Origin of the sequence: Synechococcus sp. H55.7, assembly GCF_047462395.1 — a bacterium.
Taxonomy (GTDB): domain Bacteria; phylum Cyanobacteriota; class Cyanobacteriia; order Thermostichales; family Thermostichaceae; genus Thermostichus.
On the sequence record NZ_JANSJD010000018.1, the window covers coordinates 49448 to 67734 of the forward strand.

The 18287-nt window shown below is 60.8% G+C and carries 17 protein-coding genes; 7 read left to right on the forward strand and 10 right to left on the reverse strand.

Going from position 1 to position 18287, the window contains the following annotated elements; translation table 11 throughout:
• Positions 1 to 79: 79 nt before the first annotated feature.
• On the reverse strand, positions 80 to 1234 hold the full coding sequence (locus NW851_RS09925) for a homocysteine biosynthesis protein (RefSeq protein WP_414338155.1): 1155 nt from the start codon (positions 1232 to 1234) through the stop codon (positions 80 to 82).
• Between the two features lie 63 nt (positions 1235 to 1297).
• Here NW851_RS09925 and NW851_RS09930 point away from each other — a divergent pair, with 63 nt between their 5' ends.
• Together NW851_RS09930 and NW851_RS09935 are read left to right on the forward strand one after the other, a co-directional pair.
• Positions 1298 to 2203 (forward strand): ABC transporter permease subunit, encoded by a 906-nt coding sequence (locus NW851_RS09930; protein ID WP_414334682.1) that lies wholly within the window; start codon positions 1298 to 1300, stop codon positions 2201 to 2203.
• Complete coding sequence (locus NW851_RS09935; protein WP_414338158.1) at positions 2200 to 3042, forward strand: ABC transporter permease; 843 nt, start codon at positions 2200 to 2202, stop codon at positions 3040 to 3042. Before NW851_RS09930 ends, NW851_RS09935 begins: the two co-directional genes overlap by 4 nt.
• Here the strand turns inward: NW851_RS09935 and cpdA are convergent.
• From cpdA to NW851_RS09955, 4 genes are all read right to left on the reverse strand, one after another.
• Positions 3039 to 3833, reverse strand: a complete 795-nt coding sequence (gene cpdA, locus NW851_RS09940; RefSeq protein ID WP_414334684.1) for a 3',5'-cyclic-AMP phosphodiesterase — start codon at positions 3831 to 3833, stop codon at positions 3039 to 3041. The genes NW851_RS09935 and cpdA overlap by 4 nt on opposite strands.
• Positions 3834 to 3995: 162 nt before the next feature.
• A complete protein-coding gene (gene psbP / locus NW851_RS09945; RefSeq protein WP_414338161.1) occupies positions 3996 to 4580 on the reverse strand; it encodes a photosystem II reaction center PsbP in 585 nt (194 codons plus the stop codon).
• Positions 4581 to 4777: 197 nt separating this feature from the next.
• Positions 4778 to 5536, reverse strand: coding sequence for a PspA/IM30 family protein (locus NW851_RS09950; RefSeq protein WP_414334686.1), 759 nt, complete (start codon positions 5534 to 5536; stop codon positions 4778 to 4780).
• Positions 5537 to 5601: 65 nt separating this feature from the next.
• Positions 5602 to 6285, reverse strand: a complete 684-nt coding sequence (locus NW851_RS09955; RefSeq protein ID WP_414338165.1) for a polysaccharide deacetylase family protein — start codon at positions 6283 to 6285, stop codon at positions 5602 to 5604.
• 485 nt (positions 6286 to 6770) lie between these two features.
• Between NW851_RS09955 and frr the strand changes: the two genes are divergently transcribed.
• Complete coding sequence (gene frr, locus NW851_RS09960) at positions 6771 to 7319, forward strand: ribosome recycling factor (protein ID WP_414334688.1); 549 nt, start codon at positions 6771 to 6773, stop codon at positions 7317 to 7319.
• Between the two features lie 130 nt (positions 7320 to 7449).
• Positions 7450 to 10188: a CBS domain-containing protein gene (locus NW851_RS09965; protein ID WP_414338168.1), complete on the forward strand. Its 2739-nt coding sequence runs from the start codon at positions 7450 to 7452 to the stop codon at positions 10186 to 10188.
• Here NW851_RS09965 and NW851_RS09970 read toward each other — a convergent pair.
• From NW851_RS09970 to NW851_RS09990, 5 genes are all read right to left on the reverse strand, one after another.
• A complete protein-coding gene (locus tag NW851_RS09970) occupies positions 10176 to 10682 on the reverse strand; it encodes a DNA recombination-mediator protein A (protein WP_414334690.1) in 507 nt (168 codons plus the stop codon). The genes NW851_RS09965 and NW851_RS09970 overlap by 13 nt on opposite strands.
• Before the next feature lie 90 nt (positions 10683 to 10772).
• Entirely contained in the window at positions 10773 to 11981 is a 1209-nt protein-coding gene (locus NW851_RS09975; RefSeq protein WP_414338171.1) for a VLRF1 family aeRF1-type release factor, read from the reverse strand.
• Positions 11982 to 12065: 84 nt separating this feature from the next.
• The gene (locus tag NW851_RS09980; protein ID WP_414338174.1) at positions 12066 to 12950 is read right to left on the reverse strand and encodes a transglutaminase family protein; all 885 of its coding nucleotides are present in this window, start codon (positions 12948 to 12950) and stop codon (positions 12066 to 12068) included.
• Positions 12951 to 12997: 47 nt separating this feature from the next.
• Positions 12998 to 14080, reverse strand: a complete 1083-nt coding sequence (gene mazG, locus NW851_RS09985) for a nucleoside triphosphate pyrophosphohydrolase (protein ID WP_414334696.1) — start codon at positions 14078 to 14080, stop codon at positions 12998 to 13000.
• Entirely contained in the window at positions 14061 to 14282 is a 222-nt protein-coding gene (locus NW851_RS09990; RefSeq protein WP_041438119.1) for a DUF2949 domain-containing protein, read from the reverse strand. The genes mazG and NW851_RS09990 overlap by 20 nt, the downstream gene beginning before the upstream one ends.
• Positions 14283 to 14779: 497 nt before the next feature.
• On the opposite strand from NW851_RS09990, the gene NW851_RS09995 reads away from it, so the two are divergent.
• The 3 genes from NW851_RS09995 (at position 14780) to NW851_RS10005 (ending at position 18193) form a co-directional block, all read left to right on the forward strand.
• Entirely contained in the window at positions 14780 to 15016 is a 237-nt protein-coding gene (locus NW851_RS09995) for a DUF3148 domain-containing protein (protein WP_414338178.1), read from the forward strand.
• A 220-nt stretch (positions 15017 to 15236) separates the two neighbouring features.
• Positions 15237 to 16817 carry a phosphoglycerate dehydrogenase gene (gene serA / locus NW851_RS10000; RefSeq protein WP_414334694.1) on the forward strand — a complete coding sequence of 527 codons (1581 nt, stop codon included), beginning with the start codon at positions 15237 to 15239 and terminating at the stop codon, positions 16815 to 16817.
• Between the two features lie 59 nt (positions 16818 to 16876).
• Positions 16877 to 18193 carry a bifunctional folylpolyglutamate synthase/dihydrofolate synthase gene (locus NW851_RS10005; protein WP_414338181.1) on the forward strand — a complete coding sequence of 439 codons (1317 nt, stop codon included), beginning with the start codon at positions 16877 to 16879 and terminating at the stop codon, positions 18191 to 18193.
• Positions 18194 to 18287: the final 94 nt, after the last annotated feature.

Sequence of the window (18287 nt, forward strand, 5' to 3'; positions counted from 1 at the left end):
GCGTAATGGTAGCGGCAACTGCCTGGAAGACAACCCCTTACCAGGGATCCGATGGCCGGTTTTGGCGATGGGGATCCCTTTATGGATGAGGGTTTTGGGCGAGAAACTCCCGATCCAGGGGCAGAGGGGCAGCCGGCTGGGTGAGAGTAAACTGGCCGCTGACAATCCACTGTTTGAGGATCTCGGCAACTTGCATTGAGCGGCGCAGGCTGGCCAGAGGAGCAGTGCGCACCTTGCGGCCGTTGAGGACAATGTAGCCGGATTTGAGCTGGGCATAGCTCACCAGGCCAAAGGTGGGCCGCACCCGCCGGGGAATGGAAAAGTCGATCACCGGCGCCACCAGTTCCTCATCCCGGACAGCAATGGGCTCCAGATCGGCAGGGGAGAGGATGGGGATGGGGATCCCCACCCCCAACATCAGGCTGGGGCCGTAGTTGCGGAAGTAGCAGCCTCGCACCCATTCCGCTTGCATCTGTTTGGCGTCGCCAATGAGGGCCAAGGTGGCCGCCGGGCCGATGGGGGTATGGTTGGGCAGCCGCTTTTGCCGCGGGAAGTGTTGGGTGCCTTCCCAGGCGATGTAGCCGCTGCCGCCCCCCAGAAAGATGCGGCTGCCGATCCCCACCCGGCGCAGGAGGGGGTCGTTGAGGAGGGGGGAGAGCTCGCCTGGGTTGGAATAGACGGCATTGCCCAGGTGCGGCTCCAGCAGGCCCAAATAGGTGTACAAGGGCCGATCCCCGCCGTTGACGCCGACAATGAAGTTTTGGTAGGCGTTGCGGGGGTTGAACAAGTAGAACTGGTTAAGCTGATCCCGTGTCAGGGTGGACTCGTAGTCGGCGCGGGGATAGCAATCGGTTACCTGGCCAACAGCCCGCAGGTGCACCCGCTTGCCGGCCACCAGATCGGCGATAACATGGCCGCCCCCATAGGGGTGCTCGGCTTGCTCACTGGGCTGGGCCGCCCCGATGTAGAGATCCACGGCGCCAAACCCGGCATAGGCGGGCACCCCGTTCAACCAGGCTTGGCGAATCTTAATGGGCGGATCCGTATGGCCCAGGTTGAGGATTGCCCCTGACGACTCCATTGGCTCAAAGGTGCCCGTGGTTACCACATCCACCTGCTCAAAAGCCTGCTCAATGCCCAGGGTGGCCAGCTTGGCTTTGGCCTCTAGGGCCGTCCACACCCGCGCCTGGCCTTTGGCAATGCGTTGGTTAATCTGGTCTAGAGTTCTTTCCATGGAGTGCAAGAGGCAGTCCGCGTCCTTTGAGGCAGCGTTCCCGAATGGCTGATCAATGGCTGTATGAATAGCTTAGATGGCTGGGGAGGGCTCAGGAAGGTAAGCCGCTGGCTGGGGCAGTACGGGCCGCTGCTGCCGGCTCTGAGCCTGGTAGGTCTGATCTACGGCGGTGGGCTGCTGCTGGCCCTGGCCCAGAGTGTCGGCCTCTACGGCTTGGGGAGGACGGGGTTGAGCCTGCAGGGATACGGGGAGCTCCTGGGAGATGCCGAGGTGTGGGGATCCCTGCTGCTGAGTCTGGGGCTTGCTTTGCTGGCGACCGGGTTGGCGCTGGTTTTGGGGTTGGGATCGGCGCTGTTGTTGCGGGGGCTAGGGGGGTGGGCCATCTGGCTGGCCCAGTTGACGTTGCCGGTTCCCCATTTGGTGGGGGCGGCGGGAATGTGGCTGTTGTTGGCTCCCAGCGGTTGGCTGGCGCGGCTGGCCTTCCAACTGGGGTGGATTGCCTCGGATCAGGATTTCCCGCTCTGGGTGAACGACCGCGGCTACGTGGGGGTGTTGCTCTACTGGCTCTGGAAGGAGATCCCGTTTGCCGCTCTGGTGGCGCTGACGCTGCTACGGGGAATGGGATCCGAGCTGGAGCAGCAGGCGCGCCTGTTGGGGGCCTCTGCCGAGCAAGCGTTTTGGCAGGTAACGCTGCCCTTGCTCAGGCCGGGGCTGCTGGCCACCGGGATCCTCATCTTTGGTTTTGTCTTCAGCGCTTTTGAGATCCCGCTGCTTTTGGGGCCCACCTACCCCCGCACCTTGCCGGTGCTGATCTACCAGCGTTTTACCCATATCAATTTGGAGCAGCGGCAGCAGGCGGTGGCGTTGGGGGTGATCCTGCTGGCCATCTCGGCCGCGGTGGTCAGCCTGATGGCGGGGCTGTTTGCGGCCAGGGGAGCCTTCTTGCAGCCGCCGGGGAGAAAGCCGTGAAAGGACGCCGCGCCTGCAGCCTCTCTGGATGGATGGAGGGATCCCTGCTCCGCTTGGGGGTGGTTGGGGTGACCTTCCTTTGGGCCTTGCCCTTTGGAGTGCTGGGCCTCTGGGCTTTTACGCGGGCCTGGTTTTTCCCCGATGCCCTGCCGCAGGCGTGGAGCCTAGCCGGCTGGCAGGAGTTCCTAGAGCGGGGATCTCAGCTCAGGGCAGCCTTTGGCCAGAGCTTACAAATTGCCCTGCTCACCACTCTGCTGGCCCTAGGGGTGGGGATCCCGGCGGGACGAGTTTTGGGCACCCGCCCGCTGCCTGCTTGGCTGCGCCTGCTCTTGCTGTTACCGGTCATCACCTCTCCTCTGGCTGTGCTGATGGGGATCCAAGGGGTGCTGATCCGCCTGCGCCTGGAAGGCACCCTGTTGGGGGTGGTTTTGGTGCATCTGATCCCGACCATCCCCTACATGGCTTTGGTGATGGGCAGTGTGTTTGCCCGCTTCGACCGCAGCTACGAGGCCCAGGCCCGCTGTTTGGGGGCGGATCCCTGGCAGGTGTGGTGGCAGGTAACGTTGCCCCTCGTGGCCCCTGGAGCAGCTATTGGGGCAGCCTTTGCCTTTTTGATCTCTTGGAACGAATTTTTGCTCACCTTTTTCGTCGGCGGTGGGCGGGTGCTCACCCTGCCGATGTTGCTCTACAGCCTCTTGCAGGGGGGGAACCACACCTCGATGGCCGTGGTGGCCCTCCTGTCGGTGCTGCCGGGATGGCTGGCCCTGTTGGCAGCCAGTTTCTGTTTGGGACAAGCGGTCGGACTGGCGCCCACCGTGATCCCAGAGGAAGGGAATTAGTATCCTTTCAAGGCCAAGTTAGGAGTTTGCAGAGCGGCTTCCACCCGCTGCACCTGGGTTTTGAAGCTGCCGTCCTGCTCCAGCCATATCTGCCTCAAAGCCGGGGGGATCACGTCCAGGCCAAACCGAGGGCTCTTGGGGCGAAATTGCACGCAGGTGGAAGGACAGGCCAAGTAATCGACCCCCTGCCGGCGGCGGTGCAGGTCTTGGTGGATGTGGCCGAAGAGCACCAGGCGAATGTGGTCGAACTCGTCCAAAACCCCAAACAGCCGCTCCGGCTGCTGCAGGGCACTTTGGTCCAGCCAGGGAGAATCCACCGAAAAAGGAGGATGGTGCAAGGCCAGCAAAACATGGTGTTGGGCGGCTTTGCTCCGCTGCAATTCTTGTTTCAGCCACAGCAAAGTGCGCTCCGTCAGGTAGCCGCTGTCTTTGCCCGGCACTAGAGAGTTCAATAGAATCAAGCTCCAGTTCTCTCGACTGAAGCTTTTCTCCCCGTGTACCCGCTCGGCGCGGAGCTCTGAGTTCATGTTATGAAGGCGATCGTGGTTCCCCGCCAGCCAATAGGTGTCGATGGGAAGAGCTTGCAGATGCTCTCGCAAACGGGCGTAGGCGGCGGCGCTGCCATCTTGGGCGAGATCCCCGGTGAGCAGCAGCACATCCGGCAAGGGATCCAAGGCGGCAATGGCCTTTTGCACCTGCAGAAAAGAGGTCTCTGTGTCCACCCCCAGCAGCCGCTGGTGTGGCTTGGCAAACAGATGCAGGTCGCTGATCTGAACCACGTAAACAGTCATGGAAGCGGCTGGAGAGAGGCGGGATCCCCTCTATAAAAAACACCACCGTTTTAGCACCGGATTCCCGGCTGGGATCGGCAGGCAACTCCATCTGGAAGGCCCAGCTTTAACTTGCCCAAGTCCGCCCCGTCCCCTTCATGAGAAAATCCTCAAGAAAAAGCTTCAGGAAACATTTAGAGAACGGCCCACATTCCTAAAAGCGGCTTGCACCTGCGGCCAGCGGGATTCTTGGGTGGAGGCCGTCAGAGTATAAAGGCGATGGTGGCGCACGGTTACCGTCACCACTTCATGGCGAAGCTGGGATCCCATGTCGGTTTGGTATTCAAACAGGTAGTAGGGCTGACCTTGCCGCTCAAAGGCTTCGGCAGCCAACAGCTTGGCGGAGCGATCGGATCCCTCAGGAGCGATGATCTTCTCTGCCACCAACTGCCCCACCTCGTCCGGGCCACCCAGGTCGGCGATCGTCTCTCCCTTATCAAAGGGGGCGATCATCAAGCTGACATTCTCCGTCTCGTACACCAGGTCGCGCAGCAGCACCGCCGGCCCTTTCCCCGGCCCGAGCTTGAGCGCCACCATACCGTTGGGATAGGCAAAGGCAAAGGCCCCGCTGGGATCCCTGTAGGCCCGCAGGTTGGAGCCTGCAGAGCAGGCACTGGTCAAAAGGCTGAGGCAGACACAGAGCAGCAATAACGCTCTGGACAGCCGTAGAACCAATCGGGCAGAATGCCCGCCCTGTGCTGCTGACATCGCTGGGATCCTCCCCTCAGATGGGTTACCTATCCTTATCATCCTAGTACGAGCGCATCAGCGCTAGCCCGTTGACCCTCAATGGCAAGGCTCCCCCTTGTACAGCACGGCTACCGCATGGGCTCAGACGGAGATGTTCGGCCCAGTTGCCGAGGAACCCGGAAACAGGGGATCCCCAGAATGGGAAGCTGCTGCCGCTATTGAGGGAGCCGCTTCTCGAAGTCCAAATCTGGCAGCGGCAGGTTGGCCGGCGCGCCCCCCTGGCCCGTCAGCATCGCCAAGCGGCGAGAGATCTCATCGTCCATGGCCATCTCGTCCAGTTGAGCGGCAATTTGCTCGCTGCGATCTTCCGAAAGCTCGCTCAGGGCGCGGGCCTTGAGCTGGCGAGCCTGGACAGCGTTTTTGGCTGCCTCAAATTGCGACTTGGCTGAGTCGATGTTGTAGGAATTGTTGACACGGGTCATCTGCTCGAGAGCTTGGTTCACCTCGTTGATGTCTTTGAGGTTGCTCAGCTCGCTCTTGTAGGCGGCCAGTCGCTCCTTTTCGCGGGCCAGCTTCTGCTTGGCCGCGTTGACATAGCGCTCGGCAGTTTCCACATTCTCTTTGAGGGGGCCGAGAATGGCCTCAATTTGCAGCGCTTGGGACATGGCCAAGCGGGCCGCCTCTTGATCGCCCCGTTGGGCGGCCAGGCGAGCTTTGTTCTCCAGAGCCTGGTACTCCCGCACCTTTTGCATGTACTTCTGCTCGGCCCGCTGATAGGCAGCCACTTGGGTGGCAACGGCTTCGGTGAGACGCTGAACCGTTTCCTGCATGGTGCGCAGGGATTCTTCCGCCACCATCACTGCCCCTGTGCCCCCTTTGTCCACGGGGAGCCCCCACAGCCAGTTCCAAGTTCCGACGATGACGCTGCCGGCCCGTTGCCCGAAAATGCCGTAGATGATCTTGCGTGCACCCATGACCTGACCCTCCTGTTTGCTCTTGCCTCTACTGTATTTAACTTTCTCCGCAACTGACAGATCTTCTAGGGATCCGGCAAGTGGACAAATTCAAACCCCCGCTCCTTCAAAGCCGGGATCAACTGCCGCGCCACCTCAGCCACTTGGGATCCCCCCTGAACGCCATCGTGCAGCACGATCAAGGAGCCAGGCTGTACCTGGGCCAGCACCCGCTCCACCACCACCGCTACCGGTGGAGTCAGCCAATCCTCGGGTACCACGCTCCACATCACCGGACAAAAGCCCCAACGGCGCAGATCCACAAGCGTCTGCGGCCAAAACAAGCCATTGGGCGGGCGCACAGCCCGATAATCGCCGGGGATCCCGCCACAGGCAGCCACCAGGGCAGCTTGGCTGCGCTTCAGGCTCTGCCGCAGTTCGTCGGGGGCAAGCTGGGTAAAAGAGCGATGCTGCCAGCCGTGCAGGCCAATGCGGTGACCTTGCTGGCGGATCTGACGGGCTAGGTGGGGCCAGCGCTGCACCCGTTCTCCCAGGACAAAAAACGTGGCCGGCACCTGAAAATCCAGCAAAACCCGCAACAGAGCCGGGGTGTACTCGGGGTGAGGGCCATCGTCAAACGTGAGGGCCACCCGCCGAGCATGGGGATCTGCCGGCAGCTCCCACAGGCCCTCGGGAAAGAGGATCTTGAGGCCCCAATGCAGGGGTGGGTAGAAGAATGAGGGCAAGATTTGCCGAGGAGAAAAGAGCATTTCCGTTAGCCTGGCAAGTCTACAGATAGCTTGAGCCTAGAGCCAGTTCCCGGCAGCGTTGAGCGAGCAGTTGAAGCAACCCATTCAGCTAGAAACCGCAGAAGCCCCGCGCTCTGGCGTAGCTGGTCGCGAAGCGGGACGGAGTCCTTGCGTCGGGAGGAATGCGAGAAGCCGGACAACAATGTAGTTTACGTGTGACCGCCCACAGCAATCCAGTCGCAGCTTCTTCCAGCGTTAGCAATATAGGTCCATCTCTAGATCCATCTCTTGCGTAGGAAGGATCCCGCTTGGCTGAGGTTCACCTCATCAACTGCTGGGAAGCCAAGAGCCGGCACTAGGGCAAACTGGATCTATCTGGCCGTGCTGTCGCTATCTGGATCCCTTGCGGATCCCAACGAAGCAGTAAAATTGAGGTCAGGCTGACCGTAGAGGTGTCGAGTTGGCTGCCAAAGCCTGGAAACTGTTTTGAAAGCGAGGAAAACGCCGTGGAGCTAGCTGAGATTGAGGAGTTGATGAACAAAGCTGTGCAAGCCACACAGCGCTCCTTTAATACGGTACGCACCGGGCGGGCCAATGCCAGCCTGCTGGATCGCGTGCAGGTGGAGTACTACGGCGTGCCCACTCCCCTGAAGGCCTTGGCCAGCCTTACCACGCCAGACTCCAGCACTCTCTTGATCCAGCCCTTTGATCCCTCGACCTTGGCGGCCATTGAGCGGGCTATTGTCGCCTCTGACCTGGGCTTAACCCCCAGCAACGACGGTAAGGTGGTGCGCCTCAACATTCCCCCTCTGACGGAAGAACGCCGCAAAGAGCTGAGCAAACAGGTGGCCAAACTGGCCGAAGAGGGTCGGGTCTCGATCCGCAACATCCGGCGGGATGGCATCGACTCGGTGCGCAAGCGGGAGAAAAACGGCGAGCTGTCGGAAGATGAATCCAAAAGCTTGCAAGAGGATATCCAGAAACTGACCGACCGCTACATCAAGAAAATCGATGAGCTGCTGGCAGAAAAAGAAAAGGAACTGACCACTCTTTAAGGCTTTGTCCTTGAAGCACCCCTGCCAATTCATTTTTGGCCCACAGCAGTCAAGCGGCAGTTCTCTCCCTGTGGCCGGGATCCCAGGTTGGGCCAGGATGGAAGGAAGAAGGCGGCGGGCATAGCTGTCCATGGATCTAATCCTGTGCCATCAAGCGGCGGACTTCGACACCTTGGGGGCAGCGGTGGGGGCAGCGCGCCTGTACCCGGGAGCCCGCATTGCCTTGACCGGGGGATCCCTGCCGGGGGTACAGGAGTTTTTGGCCCTGTACCGGGATGAATTTCCCCTCATCGAGCTGCGTTCGGTGGATCCCCGCCAGGTGCAGCGGTGGATTGTGGTGGATTGCCACGATCCGGATCGCCTGGGCAAGGCCGCCGCTTGGGTGAATGTCCCCGGCGCGCAGATTGAGATTTTCGACCACCACCTCCAGGATCCGGAAACCCCGACAGATTGCTTTTGGCCGCAGCAGCAGGTTACCTGCCATATCGAGGCTGTGGGATCCACCTGTACATTGCTGGTGGAGCGGCTGCAGGCTGCCGGGATCCCCCTCAGCCCTTTTGAGCGGCTGGCGCTGGCCTTGGGCATCCACATGGACACCGGATCCCTGACTTTCCCGGAAACCACCGCCCGCGACGCTGCCGCCCTGAGCTGGCTGTTGCAGCAGGGGGTAAACCTGGTCTTGTTGCGGCGCTTTTTGGGGGATGGCCTCACCCCCCAGATGCGCGAACTGCTCAGCCAGGGGTTGGCCCAGATGCAGGTAGAGCAGGTGGGGGAGTATCGCCTGGGAACGTGGCTGCTGGAGCTGCCGGAGTTTGTGCCCGGCTTGGCCGGCTTGGTGATGCGGCTGATGGATCTGACGGGGGTGGACGTGCTGCTCTTGGTGGCGCGGCAGGGGGAGCGGCTGAGCCTGATCGGGCGGGCACGGCAGGAGTTTGCCCGCCTGAGCCAGGTGATGGCCCTCTACGGTGGCGGCGGCCACGACTGTGCAGCGGCGGCCACGCTGAAAGCCAGCCCCGACCAGCCTTTGCCCGACCCGGCCCAAGTCCTGGCGGCCCTCAGCCAGGCGGTCAAAGCGCGGATCCCACCCCCGGTGACGGCCAAAGACTTGATGTCGGCCCCGGTGCGCACCATCCGACCGGAGATCACCATCGACGAGGCGCAGCGGGTGCTGTTGCGCTATGGCCATTCTGGCCTGGTGGTGGTGGATGCCCAAGGCCGCTTGGTGGGGGTGATCTCGCGGCGGGATATCGATATCGCCCTGCACCACGGGTTTGGCCATGCCCCTGTCAAGGGCTACATGACCACCGACGTCAAGACGCTCTCCCCCGACACGCCGCTGGCGGAGATCCAGCGGTTGATGGTGCAGTGGGATATTGGCCGCCTGCCCGTGCTCCAGGATGGCCAGTTGGTGGGCATCGTGACCCGCACCGACGTGTTGCGGCATCTACACGAGCTGCCGGCCCTCTCGCCGCAGTTGGCTTCCCCTGCCCTTTCCTGCCCTCTGGATCTCACCTTCGCGGCTCTGTCGGAACGGCATCGACAGTTGCTGGAGCAGGCCGCCCGCATCGCCGATGAAAAGGGCCTGAGGGTGTATCTGGTCGGGGGAACGGTACGAGATCTGTTGCTGCACCGGTGGGGGCGCCCGCCCTCACCCAACCTGGAGCGGCTGGATCTGGACTTGGTGGTGGATGGGCCTTACCCCTTGGCTATCGCCGGGACAGATCCCCCAGGCTGGGGCTTGATTTTGGGACAAGCGCTCAAACAGCACTTCCCAGAAGCGCGGCTGGAGATCCACGGCAAATTCCAAACGGCGGCTTTGATCTGGCCAGGCGGCTTTTGTGTGGATATCGCCAGTGCCCGCACCGAGTTTTACCCCTACCCGGCCTCGCCCCCCGAAGTGGCCATGGGATCCATCCAACAAGATCTCTACCGGCGGGATTTTTCCATCAACGCCCTGGCCCTGCGCCTCAACGGCCCCCAGCGGGGACAGGTGCTGGATTTTTTCGGCGGACAAGCGGATCTGCAGCAGGGGATCATCCGCGCCCTGCACCCCAACAGCTTCATCGAGGATCCCACCCGCATCTATCGAGCAGTGCGCTTTGCGGTGCGCCTGGGCTTTAGCTTGGACTCGACCACAGAAAAATGGATCCGCGCTGCCGTGGCCAGTGGCCTGCACGATGCTGTCGGCGGGGATCGCCTCAAGCAAGAGCTGGCCTACATTTTCCAATCCCGCGATTGGCCGCAGGCTTTTGAGCGGCTGGCGGAATGGGGAGCCTTGCGCTGTATTCACCCCGACCTGGAGTGGGATCCCTCCCTGTGTCGGCGGTTGCAGCGGGTGGGCCGCTGGGCCCATCACTTTCGCCGCCGCTATCCCGAGCTGGGCTCCCAGGAGATCTGGCAACTGCGCCTCGAGGCTCTCCTCCTCACACTGCCCCAAGCGCCCCAGGTAGCCAACCAGCTCCACCTCACCCAAGCGGGCGTCGAACGCCTCAGCCAGTTCCCCCACTACCAAACCCTGCTGGCCCAACTGAATTCTGGATCCCTGTCTCCTGCCCAGGTGGTGCAACGGCTGCAGGGGCTGCGGATCCCGGCGGTGATTTTGTTGGCCAGCCTTGCCGACAAACCGGCCCGGCGACTGATCTGGCGCTACTTGCAGGAGTGGCACTGGGTCAAGCCGCTCCTCAACGGCCATGACCTGCGTCGTCTGGGCTATAGGCCAGGTCGCTCTTTCCAGGCGATCTTGGAGCAACTGCGTTGTCTCACCCTCAACGGCGAACTCACCACCCCGGCAGAAGCCGAAGCCTGGCTACAAGAACACTTTCCCTTGCCGCCAGCTCAACCCAGCGAGGAGCCCCATCAATCGAAATAGAAGAGAGTTACCAACTTGTGTTGCTCCTCGGCGTGCTTACAGGCATCCAGGAGCGTGACGCTGTCGTGAAAGACAAAGCAGATCAACTGCTGACACTTGCTGATGATCTCCAGATTGCACAGGCGGCTAGCTTCTGCCAGGGGAAGGTGGTCATTTTCGGGGTGCTCTACCAAATGCAGCACCTGCTCCAGGCTGGCCCGCGACTCTGCCGGCTGTCGCTCCAGGCTTTGCGGCAAGATCACCGTCAGCGATTTCATGTCCGCCCGCATCGCCCCCCGAATCACGGCCAGGTTGGTGCCAATGGCCCCAGAGGTGAGGATCTGGTTGCCGGTGAGGGCCAAAGCATAGCTGAGGGTCTCGATGAGGTACTGGTGGGTGATGGGCACGTGACGACTGCCCAGGATTGCCACTCGTTTCGGCCCAACTTGCTGAATCGCGGCCAGCTCCTGCAAAAAGGTGTCAACGCTGGTGGGAAGATCAATAGACTGGGTCAACGGGATCCCTCGGCAAACTTTCAAGATCTTGGCTAGGCTATGCTAGCCCAATTTTTCGCCTTGGGATCCGGCCTTATTGGGTCGCGGCCTCTACCAGCGCAACAGCGCGGCTGCTCCTTGGAATTCGTGGAGCAAGCGGTCTTCGGCCTCGCCACGGACAAACTCCAGCTTGGCGCCAAAATCGCGGGCCAGCACCCAGACCTGATCCCGCAGCGCCACCGGTTGCGGCTCTGGGCAGAGGAGCCGGGCCATCTCCTGGGTTCCCCCCACCGAGCCGTCTGGGCAGCGCCAGATGGTAGTCTCCAACCTCCAGGGCAGGACGAGAATTTCCACCCGACCCAGTTGGAGAGCTTCCAGCACCGCGTCCACGCCCCAAGCGCCGGGCTGCTCCCGAATCCGCTCCAACAAGGCCAGTTCCCCTCGGCGCTCGGCGGCCTCCAGGACGGGCAGCACCCGCTCGAGGATGTCTTGCGGTGTGGGGGCGTGGAAATTGGTCGGATGCCCCACCCGCGCGACGATGCGGTTGCGCAAGCCGCGGTTGAGGTAGCCCTCAAAGTGAGACACCTGCCAGGCTTCGCCCACAAGCACCAGGCGCTCGATGCCCAGGCGATCCACCGCTTTGTCGAGGGCGTGGGCCAGGCGCACGTAAAGCTTGTGCATCCAGAGGCTGACCTTGGCCGCTTCCCGCTCCTTGGGGGAGAGTTTGTCGAAGGTGCCGCCGCTGCGGGCGCGACGCTCGGCAACGACATTCTCGATGCGGCCGGCCAGCTCCTGGAGTTCTCGCCACTCGTCGGCGCTGATGTTGGCAAAGACTTCCGTGTCCTCCCGCAGTTCTCCCAAAAAGAGCTCGTAGAAGTGCCACCTGGCCCCGGACAGGTGCAACACCCCGGCCCGCTCATATTCATCGAAGGCGAAAATCAAAGGGGTCAAGTACGGCTCACCCCAGCGGGCTTCTACCCGCCCGTGGGCCAGATCCACTACGGGCAGCTCCACCTGCAGGTCGATTCGACGCAGCACTAGCTTGCCATCAGCGTTGCGGCTGGCAAAAAGAACTAGGGTGCGGGCGGAAGGGCGCTCCTGTTCCAGCAGGGCAAGGATTTGCTCGTAGAGAGAAGGATCCCGCTTGCCCTCCCGGAACTCCGGCAGCTCTTTGATAGCGTTCTTGATGCGTCCCACCCAGGCAAGGCGGGCGTTTTCAGGACGGGCAGGGTTGATGTCGGCGTATAACGAGAGCACCGGCGTGCTGCTGTCGCCAAAGGCAGCTTGCAAATCCCGGATCAGGGTGTTGAGCTCGTCCATGGTTTTGAAAGGGCTTCACTGCAAGATATCTAAAGTAGGGAATGCGACGGCAGATCCCTCAAGGGATCCCACGCAAGATGGAGCTCAGTTGAGCTGGGCTTGGGGAGAAGATTCTGCCTGGATCTGGATAGTGTAGCTCATGTGGCTGTGAACACCCCTGCCCAGCCAATGGCCGTAGATAGGAGCGGCATCTCTGGGGTAGGCGCTGGCCGCCAAAGCCACATGGCCATCGGCCACGGCCAGCCCTTGGGTGGGATCGAACCCTCGCCAACCGGCCCCTGGCAGATACACCTCCGCCCAGGCGTGCAGATGACGATGCACAGGCTCTGTGGTCTCCCCCGCCGGCTGCGAAGAACCGACCTGGTAGCCACTGACAAAGCGTGCGGCCAAGCCTACGGTGCGGCAGACCTCCATAAACACCAGCGTCAGGTCACGGCAGGCGCCGGTTTTGCGCTGCCAGGTCAGGCCGGCGGGCCAAGGATCCCCCTTTTCCCGCAAGATGTGGCGGCACTCGGAGTAGATGCGTTGGTTAAGCGCCGGCAAAAAAGCCGTCGTCTCCCCCTGCACCTGATCCCAGAGCTCCCAGGCCAGGCTTTGGATGCCGGCATCTGCCTGGGTCGCCAGATAGGGCTGCAGTTGGGCTGCCAGCGTGCTGGGGTAGTTGATGGGAAGGTGGGTGGCCCAATCGAAGAGCAGATAGTCAAAGGGGTTGCGCCGCAGGGTGACCACGGTGGACTGGGTTTGGATGCGCAGATGTTCGGTGGGATCCCCAAACCAGAGCTGAACCGCCGCGTTGCCATCCAGATCCACCAGCTCCGATTGGCCTGCCGGGCGGGGATCCACCTGCAGATCAAAGGCCAAGAGGGCTTGGATCCCGTTGCAACGGGGTCGCAAGCGCACAGTGTGGGGCTTCAGTTGCACCGGACAACTGTAGCGGTATTCGATGAAATGGCGGATTTGAATTTGCACGGTTCGGTGAATGGATACTCCTCAGAGCCGGCCCAACCCCAGACGAACTAGGGATGGTCTTGCTTGGCCTGTTGCCAGAGAACTTCCAATTCCTGGAGACTGCGTCCTTTGAGCATGGAGCCTTTGCCATCGCCGGGCATGGATCCTGTCGGCTCCTGGGCCAGCTCTTCCATGCGCAAAAAACGACGGGCAAAACGCAGGTTGGTCTGAGCCAGCGCTTGGGCAGCATCCAAGCCATAGCAACGGCCCAAGTCGACCAGAGCAAACAGCAGATCCCCCAACTCGGCTGCCTGTCGGGCCGGATCGGGGGGATCCCTTTCCAATTCTTGGCGCAGCTCGGCTTCTTCCTCGCGGATCTTGGCCCAGATCCCCTTCACCGTTGGCCACTCAAATCCCGCTCCCACCACCTTTTGGGAGATCTTCAGAGCAGCCATCAGGGGGGGCAAACTTTGAGCATAGTGGAGCAGCTTTTGACCAAGGCTTTGATCCGGTTGCTCCTCTTGCTTGATCTGCTCCCAAGAGCGGTGCAGCTCGGCCAGGTCTGCCGGCACAGCCTCCCCAAATACGTGGGGGTGACGACGGATCAGCTTATCGGCAATCCGCGCCGCCACAGCTTCCAGATCAAAGTGGTTCTGCTCGGCAAAGATCTGCGACTGCAGCACCACCTGCAACAACAAATCCCCCAGCTCATCGGCAATCGCTGCCGGATCCCCGCCGCGAATGGCCGCTACCGCCTCATACGCCTCTTCGAGAATGTAGGGAGTAAGAGACTCTGGAGTTTGGGCCCGATCCCAAGGGCAGCCGTCGGGAGCACGCAACCGAGCCACAATCGCCGCCAAACGACTCAGGTGCAGAGTAGAGGCGGGACGCTCCAGATAAAGGTGGGCAAAATGGCCCGTTGTCTGCGGATCCCAGCTTTGAAGCGTCAAGGGGCCGGCCACCACCTCTAAGCCTTCTGCCAGCAGCGTAACAGACTGGACAGGGGCACAGACCTGTTGCAGAAAACGGCGCAACTCCCCCAGATCCTTTCCCCCACAGCTTTTCAGCAGCAGGGATCCCTGCTCCGCAGTAGACCACCGAGCCAGCGCCTGTTGCCAGTCGGGCTGAAGACTATCCAGCGTTTGCAGCATGGTCAAAAGGGTAGGTGCGGCCCAAATCCAAAAGGCGGCTGAGCTGCTCTAGATCGATGAAACTCAACTCCAAAAGAATCATCAGCAACGGCCCTTGCTGGCGATGCTGCAGCTTTTTGGCCAAACTCAGTTGAGAACGGTCGATAATACCCGTTTCCAACAGATATTCCTCAAGGGCTGGGGGGGGAATCGGATCTAGCATGGTCGTTTCGCGGCGCTGAAGAAGGACGACTGTGAAAACTGAGAAGATAGTCAACCAATGTAACTATTCTTAACACTCCTATAGGATTTCGGCAAAGATCTGGCCAGCGAGTGGGCCAAAGGCCGGTTTGCCAAGCCCTGCGCCCACAGCTCCACAGCGAGAAAACCCCTAGATTACTCGGGTAAATGAGGTTTTCGTATCCAAAGATACAAAAAACAGTTGGAAGAGGTCATGGTATGATAGCAGACTCACGAACAGTTGGCAGCATCTCAAAAGGCTGGCTAGCTTTTCCTCTTGGGAAAAACCAGGGAGCTTGAGCAAGATGTTACCTTTTTATCCTGGCAACTTCGGTACTTAAGATAAAAATCTTACATTAATGGCTCAGGGATCCAGTGGGTTCTGGGCTCCGCCCTGTTGTTTGGGTCGGGTCAGGTTTCGGGCCTGCACCGGCCTAGGTCTCGGCTAAGCTAGAGATGGTTGCAGCATGAACTCTCCCTATGTCTGAAGCTCAGGGGTTACTGCCGGTGGGGGCGACGGTTCAGGTGGTGGAGATGCCGCCCTATCTAAAGACGGCTGACCCGATGCCGATGTTGCGCCCGGCCCATTTGATCCGCTTGCACGAACAAGGGGTGATCCTGCAGCGGCGGCTGTTGGGCACCTATTGTGTGCAATTTGCCAATGGCGTCTTTCTCATCGACGGGAAATATATTGCCCCGGTGGGATCCCTGTCTTAACGGGCCCATCTCTCTTCCAAGGCAGCTCGATGGGTTTTTGGGATCGGACAGCTTGCTGCAGAATTGAGTTTTCACCTTACCGGCGGACTTTCGCGGTAGATTAAAGTGTGCCAATTGAGGTTGGATCAAGGTTTGGCTTATCCGCTGGGATCCGCCTTAACTGGCAGCAATTGGTTCTTCTGCTTCTGTTGCCCTCCATCCCACAAGACCAGCGCTGCTTATGCCCAGAGTTATCGTTACAGATCCCATCGATCAGGCGGGGATCGATATCCTCTCTCAAGTGGCTCAGGTGGATGTGCAAACCCAGCTCACCCCAGAGCAGTTGATCGCGGTTATCCCCAGCTACGATGCCATCATGGTGCGCTCCGGCACACGGGTCACCCGCGAGGTGATCGAGGCGGGGACGAACTTGAAAATCATCGGGCGGGCGGGTGTTGGAGTCGATAACATCGATGTGCCTGCCGCAACCAAAGCCGGGATCCTGGTGGTCAACTCGCCCGAGGGCAACACCATTGCCGCTGCCGAGCACGCCATTGCTTTAATGATGGCCCTCTCGCGCCACATACCGGATGCCAATGCCTCTCTGAAAGCGGGCCAATGGAATCGGCAGGAGTTTGTCGGCGTAGAAGTCTACAAAAAAACCCTGGGGATTGTGGGATTGGGGCGAATTGGCTCCCACGTGGCCCAGATTGCCAAGGCGATGGGGATGAAGCTGCTGGCCTACGACCCCTACCTCTCCATGGAGCGGGCAGAGCAACTGGGGGTGCGCCTGGTGGACTTCACGACTTTGGTACAGGAATCGGACTACATCACTCTGCACATTCCCAAAACGCCTGAAACCACCAACCTGTTCAACGCCGAAACCTTCCGTATGATGAAGCCGACTGCTCGCCTAATTAACTGTGCCCGTGGCGGCTTGGTGGATGAACAGGCGCTGTACGAAGCCCTGAAATCCGGCCAAATTGCCGGAGCCGCTTTGGATGTCTTTGCCAACGAGCCGCTGAAGGACTCTCCGCTGTTTTCTTTGGGCAAGGAAGTCCTGCTCACCCCCCACCTAGGGGCCTCCACCGAAGAAGCCCAGGTGAATGTGGCTATCGACGTGGCCGAGCAGATCCGCGATGTGTTGTTGGGGCTGCCGGCCCGCTCTGCCGTGAATATCCCCGGCTTACAGGCAGAGGTGTTGCAAAACCTGAGACCCTACCTGGACTTGGCCGAAACCTTGGGCAACTTGGTTGGCCAGTTGGCTGGGGATCGCGTCAACCAGTTGGAGATCCGCCTGCAGGGAGATCTGGCGGAAAAAGATGGGCAGCCGATCGTCATTGCCGCCCTCAAAGGGCTTTTGACGCTGGCGCTGCGGGAACGGGTCAACTACGTCAACGCCTCCATCGAGGCCAAAGAACGGGGCATTCGGGTGGTGGAAACTCGAGATCCCTCCTTGAAAGATTATTCGGGATCCCTGACGTTGATTGCCCATGGCCCCAATGGGATCCGCTCCGTTTCGGGGGCGTTGATCGGGGAGCGAGAGGTGCGGATTACCCAGATTGACGAGTTCCCGGTGAATGTGCCCCCTTCCGCCAACATGCTGATGACCCTGCACCGAGATATGCCCGGGATCATCGGGCGAATTGGCACCCTGCTGGGAGCCTACAATGTCAACATCGCCAGCATGCAGGTGGGCCGCAAGATCATCCGCGGCGATGCAGTAATGGTGCTCAGCTTAGATGATCCCCTGCCAGATGGGATCCTAGAAGAGGTACTCAAGCAGCCGGGCATTCGCGACGCTTTTGTGGTGAACCTCTAGAGCCGCTGGTAGCGATCCCCAAACCTCACTTCCCCTAGCTAGCGAGACGGAGTCTTGGCTTGAGCCAGAGCGATCTGTCCTTAAACCTGCCTCAGATCCCAGACTGGGATTGGCCGGCGTTTCTGGAGTCGCTGGGCCATTTTGGTGTGGATCTCAGCCTGGAGCGCATGCAAGTCCTGCTGCAGCGCCTGGGTCGGCCCCAAGCCGGGATCCCGGCTATCCACGTGGCCGGCACCAACGGCAAGGGATCCGTCTGTGCCTGGGTCAGCCACGTGCTGTGGGCAGCGGGCTATCGCGTCGGTCGCTACACCTCTCCCCATTTGGTGGACTGGCGGGAGCGGATCTGGCTGAACGGGGAGTACATTTCTGCCAACGACTGGAGCCAAGCGTTGGCCCAAGTGCGCGACTGCCTACAAACCTATGCTCCTGGCGAGGCTTCTCCCACCCAGTTTGAGGTCATCACCGCTGCCGCTTGGCTGTACTTCCGCCGGCAAAAGGTGGACGTGGCAGTGATAGAAGTGGGCTTGGGTGGTCGGCTGGATGCCACCAATGCCGGGATCGAGCCCGTGGTGACCGCCATCACCTCCATCGGCTGGGATCATTGGCAGCGCTTGGGCAACAGCCTGCCCCGAATTGCCTCTGAAAAGGCGGGTATTCTCAAGCCAGGGATCCCAGCAGTGTGCGCACCCCAAACCCCAGAGGTTACAGCAGTTATCCGAGCCAAGGCAGAGCAGTTGCAAAGCCCCCTACGGGTGGTTGAACCCCTGCAATGGTTGCAACCCCAAACCGTCCGATGGCGAGGGCAGATCCTCACCTTGCCCCTCAGCGGCGATGTACAACTCACCAATGCAGCGGTAGCCCTTGCCGTTGTGGAAACCCTACAACAACAGGGCTGGCAGATCCCCGATGCCGCCGTAGAAAAGGGGTTTGCCATCACCCGCTGGCCGGGGCGCTTACAACGGGTGCAGCTTGGTTGCCGCCAGTTGCTGATGGATGGAGCCCACAACTTACCCGCCGCCCAGGCTCTCCGTCGTTATCTAGACAAGCACCAACCTGGATCCCTTGCCTGGTATGTCGGTATCCTCAGCACCAAGGATGTCAAAGGTATTCTCAGCACCCTGCTGCGACCGGGAGATTCCTTCTTCGCCTTGCCAATTGCCGGACACTTAGGGACAGATCCCGAACAACTGGCCCAACTGGCCCAAACCCTGCAACCCCATCTCGCTTCAGCACAAGCATTGCCCGATTTGTCTACTTTTTGTGTTCAGATGCAGGAGTCTCAAGCTGTTGGGGAGCCACCGGCTGTGGTTTGCGGGTCTTTGTATCTATTGGGCCAAGTGATGCGGGAATGCTTGGGATGGGGATTGGCCCGTTGACAGCGGGGTTGAGCAAAGACTAGCCCCCCCTTGGGTGGTGGGGGGGCAGAGGTGAGCCTGGCACCGAGCTAGGTTACCGGCGGGTCACCCCACC